General features: G+C 44.7%; 14 protein-coding genes and 2 pseudogenes. 10 read left to right on the plus strand and 6 right to left on the minus strand.

Translation table 11 applies throughout. The features are described 5' to 3' along the window. Positions 1-70 precede the first annotated feature (70 nt). Positions 71-649: a disulfide bond formation protein B gene (locus ACO6V1_RS20565; protein WP_422450397.1), complete on the plus strand. Its 579-nt coding sequence runs from the start codon at positions 71-73 to the stop codon at positions 647-649. 118 nt (positions 650-767) lie between these two features. Here the strand turns inward: ACO6V1_RS20565 and ACO6V1_RS20570 are convergent, their stop codons facing one another. Next, a complete protein-coding gene (locus ACO6V1_RS20570) occupies positions 768-2063 on the minus strand; it encodes an ankyrin repeat domain-containing protein (protein WP_422450396.1) in 1296 nt (431 codons plus the stop codon). Between the two features lie 143 nt (positions 2064-2206). Here ACO6V1_RS20570 and ACO6V1_RS20575 point away from each other — a divergent pair, with 143 nt between their 5' ends. The 3 genes and pseudogenes from ACO6V1_RS20575 to ACO6V1_RS20585 form a co-directional block, all read left to right on the plus strand. Continuing rightward, the gene (locus ACO6V1_RS20575) at positions 2207-2515 is read left to right on the plus strand and encodes a hypothetical protein (protein ID WP_422450571.1); all 309 of its coding nucleotides are present in this window, start codon (positions 2207-2209) and stop codon (positions 2513-2515) included. Beyond that, positions 2484-2660, plus strand: a complete 177-nt coding sequence (locus tag ACO6V1_RS20580; RefSeq protein WP_422450395.1) for a DUF4277 domain-containing protein — start codon at positions 2484-2486, stop codon at positions 2658-2660. The genes ACO6V1_RS20575 and ACO6V1_RS20580 overlap by 32 nt, the downstream gene beginning before the upstream one ends. Before the next feature lie 46 nt (positions 2661-2706). After that, a pseudogene (locus tag ACO6V1_RS20585) lies at positions 2707-2993 on the plus strand (IS1634 family transposase); the annotation flags it as partial. Positions 2994-3691: 698 nt separating this feature from the next. On the opposite strand, the pseudogene ACO6V1_RS20590 reads toward ACO6V1_RS20585, so the two are convergent. Continuing rightward, positions 3692-4563 (minus strand): annotated as a pseudogene (locus ACO6V1_RS20590) (ISAs1 family transposase). A gap of 265 nt (positions 4564-4828) precedes the next feature. Between ACO6V1_RS20590 and ACO6V1_RS20595 the strand changes: the two are divergent. The 4 genes from ACO6V1_RS20595 to ACO6V1_RS20610 all read left to right on the plus strand — a co-directional run bounded on the left by ACO6V1_RS20595 (position 4829) and on the right by ACO6V1_RS20610 (position 7850). Next, positions 4829-5608, plus strand: coding sequence for an ABC transporter permease (locus ACO6V1_RS20595; protein WP_422450394.1), 780 nt, complete (start codon positions 4829-4831; stop codon positions 5606-5608). Next, positions 5584-6258, plus strand: a complete 675-nt coding sequence (locus tag ACO6V1_RS20600) for an ABC transporter ATP-binding protein (RefSeq protein ID WP_422450393.1) — start codon at positions 5584-5586, stop codon at positions 6256-6258. Before ACO6V1_RS20595 ends, ACO6V1_RS20600 begins: the two co-directional genes overlap by 25 nt. Positions 6259-6310: 52 nt before the next feature. Further along, positions 6311-6556, plus strand: a complete 246-nt coding sequence (locus ACO6V1_RS20605) for a hypothetical protein (protein ID WP_422468290.1) — start codon at positions 6311-6313, stop codon at positions 6554-6556. 76 nt (positions 6557-6632) lie between these two features. After that, a complete protein-coding gene (locus tag ACO6V1_RS20610; RefSeq protein ID WP_422450391.1) occupies positions 6633-7850 on the plus strand; it encodes a hypothetical protein in 1218 nt (405 codons plus the stop codon). Between the two features lie 155 nt (positions 7851-8005). On the opposite strand, the gene ACO6V1_RS20615 is transcribed toward ACO6V1_RS20610, so the two are convergent. The 3 genes from ACO6V1_RS20615 to ACO6V1_RS20625 are packed head-to-tail and all read right to left on the minus strand — an operon-like array spanning position 8006 to position 8640. Beyond that, positions 8006-8170 (minus strand): four helix bundle protein, encoded by a 165-nt coding sequence (locus ACO6V1_RS20615; protein ID WP_422468292.1) that lies wholly within the window; start codon positions 8168-8170, stop codon positions 8006-8008. Further along, complete coding sequence (locus ACO6V1_RS20620) at positions 8097-8375, minus strand: four helix bundle protein (protein ID WP_422450389.1); 279 nt, start codon at positions 8373-8375, stop codon at positions 8097-8099. The genes ACO6V1_RS20615 and ACO6V1_RS20620 overlap by 74 nt, the downstream gene beginning before the upstream one ends. Before the next feature lie 22 nt (positions 8376-8397). Further along, positions 8398-8640, minus strand: coding sequence for a hypothetical protein (locus ACO6V1_RS20625; protein ID WP_422468295.1), 243 nt, complete (start codon positions 8638-8640; stop codon positions 8398-8400). Between the two features lie 51 nt (positions 8641-8691). On the opposite strand from ACO6V1_RS20625, the gene ACO6V1_RS20630 reads away from it, so the two are divergent. Both ACO6V1_RS20630 and ACO6V1_RS20635 read left to right on the plus strand, forming a co-directional pair. Next, positions 8692-8934, plus strand: a complete 243-nt coding sequence (locus tag ACO6V1_RS20630) for a DUF6364 family protein (RefSeq protein WP_422450387.1) — start codon at positions 8692-8694, stop codon at positions 8932-8934. After that, positions 8931-9353, plus strand: a complete 423-nt coding sequence (locus ACO6V1_RS20635) for a type II toxin-antitoxin system VapC family toxin (RefSeq protein ID WP_422468297.1) — start codon at positions 8931-8933, stop codon at positions 9351-9353. Before ACO6V1_RS20630 ends, ACO6V1_RS20635 begins: the two co-directional genes overlap by 4 nt. A 100-nt stretch (positions 9354-9453) precedes the next feature. Here the strand turns inward: ACO6V1_RS20635 and ACO6V1_RS20640 are convergent, their stop codons facing one another. Next, complete coding sequence (locus ACO6V1_RS20640; protein ID WP_422450385.1) at positions 9454-9675, minus strand: hypothetical protein; 222 nt, start codon at positions 9673-9675, stop codon at positions 9454-9456. Between the last annotated feature and the right edge of the window lie 377 nt (positions 9676-10052).

Genomic DNA, 10052 nt, shown 5'->3' on the forward strand with positions numbered 1-10052 from the left:
AACACAGCGCTGATGGCTTTTCGGTGACCCAACCGGAAAGCCAGAAGTAACTTCGAGAGGGATCCAACCATTGGCTGCTGAACAAAACCCCAATAGCCTCTTTCAACGTTTGAAAGACAGCCCACTGCAAACCATCCACGGCTGGCAGCGTTTACGAGTCACCTGGCTTATTATGTTTGCCACCGCGCTCTTTCTCGAGCTGTGCGCCTTGGGCTTTCAGTATATTCTGCATATGGATCCCTGTGAGCGCTGCGTCTATCAGCGGCTCGCCGTTCTGGTGCTGATGTTGGCACCATTGGTTATCATCATTTCACCCACCCAGCTGTTTTTCAGGATCACAGGTTACACTCTCTGGATTGCTGGTGCACTGTATGGGCTGAAGGAAGCCATTGCCCAAATGGCAGACTACGCCGATTTTAATCCGTTTACTTCCAGCTGCAGCTTCCGCCCGACCTTCCCTTTCGACCTGCCTCTCTATGAATGGTGGCCCTCCCTGTTTATGCCCACCGGACTCTGCGGTGCCGACGACTGGACCCTGCTTACCCTGAACATGGCAGAATGGATGGTCGTGATTTTCTCAATTTATCTGTTGGCTGCAGCGACCTGCATTATTAGCTCTCTGTACGCCAGGTTCTTCAAAAAGCCGTGAATGGCCACGCATCAATTTCAGAAATCAACGCATTTCCACCATGCCAGGTAGAATTCACGATCTTTTACCTGGCGGTAAACTTCTGTGATACATCGCTTGCCAAAGCAATCACGGCACGTTAACGGAGACCGCCTAACCGCCCGGGGTCTTTTGTCATCGAAAATACTGCGTGCATAAACTGTACGCAGTTGGTGTGCCCTTCATTGGCAGAAAGACCAAGCGGGCTCAAACCATTTTTCGTTAAGAGCCTGATGTTTGCTCCGCGCTCCAGCAAGTGTTTCAGAATCTCAATATTGCCTTCTGAGGCGGCAATGTGAACTGGTGCCCAACCGTCCTGATCGGTGATATTGATACTGGCTCCTTTTTCGCTCAGCAGTCGTGCTGCTGCAATGTTGTTATTCCACACAGCCATGTGCAGGGACGTATCACCGTGGTCATTGGCTGCATCAATCTTCGCCCCATGGTTGATAAGGATATGCATGCAGTTGATATGTCCTTCTTCGGTCGCAAGGTGGAGCGGCATATGACCAAATATCCCGGATTTGTTGATATCTGCCTTAAAGTGGATCAGTTGTTCCAGAAAATCCGGGTAGCCAGAACAGGCTGCATTACATGCGGCCGAATAGCTCATGGCGTCGCCGTAATCAACATCGGCTCCACGGGAGAGCAGGTACTGCAGGCACGCCATCTGTTTCATTAACACGGCTTTGTGCAAGGGTGCATAACCGCGATTGTTGACGGCATTGATATTGGCTCCACCATTAATTAATGGCGGCAAAGACTCAATGTGCCCGGCATCGACCGCTTTATGCAGGGGAGTATCGCCCTGCTGGTCGGTTACCGTTGGATTTGCCCCTGCTGCCAGCAGAAGACCCATACACCTGGTATGGCCACCGTCGGCAGCCAAATGCAAAGGGGTGGAACCGTGATACCCCTCAACTCCATTGATATCGGCCTGGTTACGGATCAGCAGATTCAGTATACGGTCATGGCCTTGCTCTGCGGCGATGTGCAACAGCCCGGTATTGCAGTAGGTGCCAGCAGAATAATATTGTTGACGGACCATTCCCGGGTCTCGCCCCAGCATGGCCTGTATGGTCGCCAAATCTCCGTTGCGACAGGCGACCAGGGCCGGGGATTCACAGTAAAGGGTGTTTGAGGGTAACGTTTCCCCGGCCACCTGCACCAGTGGTAGAACCCGCTCTGGACAGACAGCACAGGTTCGGAATTTTGGAAAATCCGACTGCTCGTCCAAGTGCCGACGTATACATTCCAGGTGGAAAGTATGGTGGCAAGCTGTTTTGACTATTGAGCGTCCGGCAGATGTTCCTACCGCGTCACTGCTGCTAGCGGAATCGGTTTGTTTGGCACAGAGTAAACAGGTGGTTCCAGATGTTGCGATACTATTCATCATGGACAACACACTCCTGAGTTATTCAACGGCAAGATTCAATAAACTATGGCAGCTATGAGTCGAGGGGGCTTTTGACAGCCTCACAAGATCCTTAAATAAAAACTAAATTCAGGAATTTGAGAAACAAACCGAGGACGTGGTACTTGCCTGCCAGAAACGCCATGAACGGTTTCTGGAGTGCACAGGACTACTGGTGTATCCAGTCTTCCTTCTTGTACAGACCTGAACGGGTCACCCTGGACAAGTATGTTATCTGTGAAGAACAACGAGAGTGGACGGTCTATCTGCCTTTCACCACCCCGATCGATATTTTCCTGAATTCTGTTATCAAAAGACTGATCAGATATTCAGAAACATCAACATGCTGCCAGTTCAATACCAGTTCAAGAACCTCAACCACCTTGGCTTGGTTGCCGCTATGTGTCGGGAGCAAGGATAGCCGAATACATTGATGCCCGTATCACAAATGATTCCGATGTTCGTAATGTCACTATTGGACAAGCTGTAGTTGCAACAATCATTAATGGGTTGGGCTTTACAGGGCAAACTCTGTACATAGTGGTAATGTATACGACAAAACCTGTTTTCAGGAAATAATCAAAAATCATCTACCGTGCTTTAAGGCAGCTTTGAATAGCCGTCACTGGGTTGCTTTATCCTGGGCACCAATGAATTGGACCAGAATAGTCTGAATGCCTCTGAGCTGTTGTCTACCTATAAGTCGCAACAACAGGTTGAAGGTGGCTTTCGGTTCCTGAAAAGCCCGGATTTTCTGGTCTCTTCGCTCTATCTGAAGAAACGCATTGGAGTGCTGTTAATGGTGATGACATTGTGCCTGATGGCCTCCAACACAGAATAAGGCACGAGCTGAAAAAACAGAGTCGTGTATTTCCAAATCAGAAAAAGAAGCCTTGCCAGAATCCAACAGCAGAAGCGCCACCTTTCTTCTTCAGGAGATCTGGGGTTGTGCTTTTGCTACAAAAACATTATGATCACTAACCATTAACGACATTCGACGTTCAAAAAAACACCAGAAAATTCCAAAATCAATGAGAACGAAGTACGAAAACGGCCAATCCCCAAAACATTTTGAATATTAGTCCCTTAAGGAGGGAGGAGGATTCTGCGAATGTAACTGTTCTCTGAAACCTTATTGACCCTTGATTACCAAGGGCTACAAGCACCCGTACTTAAGTTAAATATGGCTGCAGCCCCTGGTAATCGCGAACATTGGATGGAATCACCAAACAGTTACCTGCGAATTTCAACTATCAAAATAAAAACAACAATACTACTGCGCCAAGGTTAATAACAGGCAAAAGCTTACATTTATAATACTCTTGAGAAGCGGAAAATCGCATCATAAACAGGGTTATTACGTAACCATAAAAGACGGGTTTTCCCGTAAAAACTTACTAAAAATTTATCAACCCCTTACAAAACCAGCCCTTTCTGTAGCTTGCGGCGATTGCGTGCGCAGACAGGAATGGTTTGTACTGAAATAAAATAGAGCTGTTTCGTTATACGCAGGCACGACCACCCAATATCAGGTGGATCACGCAAAAACGATGGGCGGTAGCGTACCTGAGTGAAAATTATGCACCGAGAGTCAGCGCCACAGGGGAAAATCATGAAACCCCGTACCCTGCGAGGACTTCAGACAGATATCGAGTGCTCATGGCGGCCTTTTTCTGCTTCCGCTTCAGACCAGCTTTAAAGGTTTTGCTATTATTCAACATATTAACTGCCATATGTCGAAAACCAGTGAGCATTTCAGGGGCATTGCCTCTTCTGATTCGATAATCATCTTCTATCATTGCAAAATCCATTTTTCAATGGAGTTTATTCTCGATTGCCCAATGCCCTCTTGCAGCATGTGCAAACTTTTCTGCAGTTAATTGCGCAGAAGAAATATAATAACGGACACTGATGTCGTCAGTATTGAATACACCATCTTCCATTCTGGCAGACAAAATAATCCAGAGTGTTTCATTCCTTTCCAATAAAAAGAAAGATTAACGAATTCATCAAAGATATCACTGACTATATGAAGACGCGCCTCCATTCTGCCATGGCTTTTTTCTTCGGTTCTGAAGGTATCACCCTTCCATTGATTCACTTTTTCAATAGAAAAATAATACAAATGCCTCGTGAAGCTTGCCTTGGTTACCCTTTACCGCTGACAAATAATCAGCCCCTTTATCAACAATATTCTTGGTAATCTACCTCTGACACCCCATGGCGTCTAAGGTTACAAGGCAGCCACGAATTTCAAGGAGTTTAAGCAATTCAGGTATGCGGTAATCTCGTTACTACTATATTTTTTTAACCAATCCATCCGCTCATTGCCGAAGTCTTCAATTTCTTCCCAGCCTTCGCAACCTGCAATGACTGCACAAATGACTAAGAGCAGAATATCAGCAAGTTTATGATCTATTTTCCATTGCTAACGTGCGTAATAAATAACAGATATCCTATTCATTAAATCAAATACATTCATTTTCAGAACATCCAAATCTTTTTCATATAATACACTAGATGTATATTTTTGCTCTATAAGGGGATGTCCTTATCGCCATTGAGCCCACTGGCTTCGAGGGTTTTCATGATTTTCCCCTAAGATAATGCCTGTGCTTTTAAGGCCAACAGCCTTAAAAAACCCCAACCAAACGCAAAACTTATTTTAAGTTCACTTAAACCAAGAGCTGCTCCCCCCCTTGGATTGGAGCAAAGTAATATCCCGAAAGTTATTGATAAAAGATTTAATGGAAAAACGAACCTCACTTGAAATTCAAATCTCAGTTTTAAAAGCACTGCTGACCCGCGAGTTGAAGACCAGGCTGGGGCAGCACAGGTTGGGGATTGCCTGGATTTTTATTGAACCACTTTTGCAAATCATGGTGTTCATGGCCATGTTTTATTTCAGGGACAAGACAACTATTGGCGGGCTGGAATTTCCCGTCTTTCTTGCGACAGGTTTGGCTCCGTTACTGTATTTCAAAAAAGTAATCTCACAATCTTTAGGCGCTGTTGCTGGAAATAAGAACTTGCTTATTTACAGACAAGTCAGGGTTTTTGACTTATTTCTGGCCAGATTTTTATTGGAAGCAGTCTTGTCTTTTGGTGTTCTTGTCCTGCTTATTACCGGAGCCTGGTGGCTTGGCTATGAGGTCGATTTAGTAAACTCTCTTAATTTCATCTTGATTTTCATTCTTTTGAGTTTACTGGCATTTGGCTTCGGCTTGATATTTGGAGTTATTAGTACGCTAAGTCCTGAGGTTGGTAAATTTGTTCCTCCGTTATTGCAGCCATTGATGTTTATTTCAGGTACTTTTTTTTCAATTAATGAGTTGCCATCGGCTATTCAGCCTCTCCTCTTATGGAATCCCTTGTTACATGCTTTCGAATTGATGCGCTCCAGCTTTTCATTTCATTATGATATATCACTGGTTAGCATGGAATATTTGATGCTTTGGACACTGGCGTCATTGACGGTCGGGGTTTTAATGATTAGAGCAAATTGGCGGAAAATGCTGGCGGTATGATTACTTTCAACAATGTTACCAAATATTACCCAACCCCAGACGGCAGGCATTATATCTTGAAAGATGTGTCACTGGAGCTACCGGCTAATGTCAATATTGGTGTTTTTGGGGCAAATGGTAGTGGTAAAAGTACATTGATGCGTCTGCTTGCTGGTGTAGATTATCCCAATAAAGGTGAAATCAGAGTAGCTGGAAATGTCTCCTGGCCTTTGGGTTTATCCGGTTATCAGGGCAGTATGACCGGTCGGGAAAACGCTGAGTTTGTTTGCCGTATCTATGGTAAATCCAAGTATGAGATCAAAGAAAAGATTGATTATATTAAAGCTTTTTCAGAGCTGGACAATTTTTTCGAAATGCCCTTAAAAAGCTACTCATCAGGTATGAAGTCAAAGTTTTCTTTTGCAGTCTGTATGGCGTTTGACTTTGACTACTACCTAATTGATGAGTTAACTGCTGTGGGTGATAAACGCTTTAAAGAGAAATGCAAGAAGACCTTTGATGCCAAAAAAGAAGTGGCCAATTTCTTATTTGTCTCCCATAACCTCAGCGAGCTGAAGCGGCAGTGTGATATTGGCATCTTTATCAAGGATGGCAAAATACACGTCCATGATAGTATTGATGATGCTATTGCTGCTTATAATGCGATGTAGCCTCTAGCCTCTAGCCTCTAGCCTCTAGCTTTTGGCTGTTGGCTTTTGGCTTTTGGCTGTTGGCTGTTGGCTGTTGGCTGCTGGCTGCTGGCTGCTGGCTGTTCGCTGCTGGCTACTGGTCAGAAGCCAGAAGCCAAAAGCCAGAAGCCAGAAGCCAAAAGCCAAAAGCCAAAAGCCAGAAGCCAGAAGCCAACAGCCAGAAGCCAGAAGCCAACAGCCAGAAGCCAACAGCCAGAAGCCAAAAGCCAAAAGCCAAAAGCCAAAAGCCAGAAGCCAGAAGCCAGAAGCTAAAAGCTAAAAGCCAAAAGCCGATTTTCGTATCTAGGATTTAGATTCGATCGCCCGAATTATATTTGTGAATTTAGTTGTTGAATATGTCTGAAATTACATCAGAGATAAAGCCGGATATTAAGACGGCAAATCCCAAAGTTGACCAAATAAAAAAAGACTGGCAAAAACTTGCCGGTATCAGAATAGAGAAAAAAAAGTGGTTTAAGCCTGCGAAGAAATATTTGCTTCATAAGCAGGCTGGTCGTTGGTTTGCAGGATTGGTGCTGGCACCATGGTTACTGGCTGCAGGTTATTATGCGGGTGTGGCTTCAGATCGCTTTGTCTCCGAGGCCAGCTTTATGATTGAGAAGAGTGATGGGGGGGTTCCCAGTTTTGATGGGTTCAGTCTTTTAGGTGTAGGGGGTCAGTCTGCCGGTGATCAGAAACTTCTGGAAGCTTATATTAATTCTCCGGATATGATGCTGGCACTGGATAAACAGCTTAACCTCAGGGACCATTACAGCACAGCAGACTGGCTTTCTGGCCTTTCTAAAGATGCCAGCTTTGAAGACTTTCTCAGCTACTACCGGGATCACCTGAAAGTTCGTTTTAATGACTCCAATGGCCTTCTTGAGCTGGAAGTACAGGGGTTTACTCCAGAGTTTGCAAAAAGCATGGCGCAGGAAATTCTGAACAACAGTGAGCACTTTGTTAACAAGATAGGCCATGATCTTGCTGATGAGCAGCTGAAGTTTGTTCAGGGCGAAGTCGGCCTTGCTGAACATAAACTGAAAGGTATAACAGCTCAACTAGTTGCCTTCCAAAATACAACGGGTTTGCTCAGTGCTGAGCAGCAGGGGGCAGCACTCAGCAGTATTCTCAATGAACTCCAGGCTGAGCTGGTAAAGAGTCAGACAGAACTTGAGACTAAAATAGCCTATCTGAATACCAAATCACCACAGGTTGTTGCTCTCAAACAGCGGATTGCCGCCCTGGAAAGCCAGATTGATAAGGAAAGTCAAAGGCTGACAGATGATGAAAACACCAGTATTAATGATCTGGCTGCACAGCAAAAAGAGCTTCAGCTGGAACTGGAACTGGCAACCAAAGCCTATTCTTCATCTCTGATTGCATTGGAAACTGCCCGCACGGAAGCCAGTCGCAAGCTGAAGCAGTTGGTTGTTATCAGCAGTCCACATCTTTCTGATGATGCCAAATATCCCAGAGTGGCTTATTCACTGACTAATATTCTGTTAATTTTGTTGGCGGTGTTTGGGTTGATTCGGATGATTCGGGCGACTGTTCGGGAGCATCGGGATTAGGCTTTTGGCTGTTGGCTGTTGGCTTTTGGCTGTTGGCTGTTGGCTTTTGGCTGTTGGCTAATGGTTGTTGGCTTTTGGCTTTTGGCTTTTGGCTTTTGGCTTTTGGCTTTTGGCTGTTGGCTTTTGGTTGTTGGCTTTTGGTTGTTGGCTTCTGGTTAATGGTTGTTGGTTGTTGTTTCAATTTTGGATTTCAGGGTATTGATCATTTTGGCGATTTTATGGCATTGGAGCAGGAATTCCTTCTTGTTATGGGTTGGCAGGTAGCCGACTTGTTCGGCAATGATTAGTTGGGTTTTTAACTCTGCTGACACAGGGGGCACATGAGCCAAGGCTGATACATAGGAACTGAATTTTTTCTTTATCTCCTCTCCGGCTCATTCCCTCTGCAATGTTGGAGGGAACAGACAGTGAAGAGCGGGTAACCTGATCTTTGAAACCGAAGTCACGACAATGCTTAAAAGAAAGTATTACCTTGGTACACAATTCAACGGCTTCCTGCCAAACCAAAAGTCGTTCAAAATTCATAATTTTTATTTCATTTTTCTAACTATTCCCAAACAAAATAGAAGCCAACACAAACCATGTCCAGCCAACAACCAACAGCCAACAACCAACAACCAACAGCCAACAGCCAAAAGCCAAAAGCCAAAAGCCAGCAGCCAACAGCCAACAGCCAACAGCCAACAGCCAAAAGCCAGCAGCCAACAGCCAACAACCAACAGCCAACAGCCAACAGCCAAAAGCCAAAAGGCAAAGGAAGGTGTTCGGTTGATTTAGAATCTGCTTGCATTGATCACCAATACGTACTAATTTTCGATATTGATACGTGTAGGAGGCGGTTATGAGCAAACTGACACTGACTGTCGATCCTGAAGTGGTTCGGCAGGCAAAAATATACGCTGCAAGCCAGCAACAGAGTTTATCTGGCCTGGTTGAAAATTTTTTAAGGAGTCTTCCTGTTCAACCAGATAATAATGAGCCTTTGCTTCAAGGAGCTGTGGCTGATTTGGCAGGTATCATCAGAGAGGAAGATCTGGAAAGACTTGATGAATATACTGAATACCTGAAGGATAAATACCAATGATACGAACCTTGTTCCTGGATGCGGATGTAACGCTTGATCTGTTGGCGAAGCGTGCTCCATGGTTTGTGCAAAGTGCTGATATTTTTTCCAGAATACAGGCGGGGCAGATTCATGGTGCAACTTCAGTATTAGTATTTGCAAATCTCTTTTATATTCTCAGAAAGATTAAAGGTCAGAAAGAAGCCCTTGCTGCTATGCAAAAACTAAAAGGCCTGCTTCGTGTTATGGTTACCTCAGAAGCAGCTCTTGAACAGGCTCTCAACTCGGAATTTGCTGATTTAGAAGACGGAATACAGTATTACACAGCCCAGAGCTGTGGAGCGTCTTTATTGATTACTCGAAATATCAAAGATTACAAAACAGAAACAATGCCAGTAATGACACCGGAACAGTATCTTGAAAGTATTGAGTGTCATTAGTCCTTAGGATTTGTCTTTTAATAAGTTCCCGATTTCCGTTCACCCTGAGCTTGTCGAAGGGTCGTGCCACCGAACTTCGACAAGCTCAGTCCGAACGGAGTCAGGCAATGAAAATAGGGAAGTTATTTCCAGGCAACTCCTTAGAGGCCACCTTATAAGTTATGTTGGCTACTGTGGCCTTTGCAAATAAGTCTGAAATGATTGTAGAAGAGCAGGTAATCTGGTCTTTGAAACCGAAGTCCCGACAATATTTAAAAGAAAGTATTACCTTGGTATACAATTCAACAGCTTCCTGCCAGACCAAAAGTCGTTCAAGATTCATAATTCTTATTTCATTTTTCTAAATATTCCCGAACAAAATAGAAGCCAACACAAACCATGTCCAGCAACAGCCAACAGCCAACAGCCAACAGCCAACAGCCAACAGCCAACAGCCAACAGCCAACAGCCAACAGCCAACAGCCAACAGCCAACAGCCAACAGCCAACAGCAAAAAGCCAACAGCCAACTGGTCAAGAAGTTTTTTATTTTAGAAGGTAACTCCGGTCAGCAGGGTCAAAACCATCGGCAGGTTTACCATTTTTTACTACGTGCCATTTAAAAGGAACTTCATCCGGTTGATTCTGCCGTGTGTTAAAAGCCATTCGGATTAATTGGTTTGCCAGTTGGCTCACCGTCGTACGTTCTTTATCTGCCTGC

The sequence above is a fragment of the Endozoicomonas sp. ALC013 genome (assembly GCF_049310205.1).
Taxonomy (GTDB): domain Bacteria; phylum Pseudomonadota; class Gammaproteobacteria; order Pseudomonadales; family Endozoicomonadaceae; genus Endozoicomonas.

Coding starts and splice junctions, on each gene's coding strand:
- ACO6V1_RS20570 (WP_422450396.1), bottom strand. CDS start 2,063: ATGATGAATAGTATCGCAACATCTGGAACCACCTGTTTACTCTGTGCC.
- ACO6V1_RS20595 (WP_422450394.1), top strand. CDS start 4,829: ATGGAAAAACGAACCTCACTTGAAATTCAAATCTCAGTTTTAAAAGCA.
- ACO6V1_RS20610 (WP_422450391.1), top strand. CDS start 6,633: ATGTCTGAAATTACATCAGAGATAAAGCCGGATATTAAGACGGCAAAT.
- ACO6V1_RS20620 (WP_422450389.1), bottom strand. CDS start 8,375: ATGAATTTTGAACGACTTTTGGTTTGGCAGGAAGCCGTTGAATTGTGT.
- ACO6V1_RS20625 (WP_422468295.1), bottom strand. CDS start 8,640: ATGCAAGCAGATTCTAAATCAACCGAACACCTTCCTTTGCCTTTTGGC.
- ACO6V1_RS20630 (WP_422450387.1), top strand. CDS start 8,692: ATGAGCAAACTGACACTGACTGTCGATCCTGAAGTGGTTCGGCAGGCA.
- ACO6V1_RS20635 (WP_422468297.1), top strand. CDS start 8,931: ATGATACGAACCTTGTTCCTGGATGCGGATGTAACGCTTGATCTGTTG.
- ACO6V1_RS20640 (WP_422450385.1), bottom strand. CDS start 9,675: ATGAATCTTGAACGACTTTTGGTCTGGCAGGAAGCTGTTGAATTGTAT.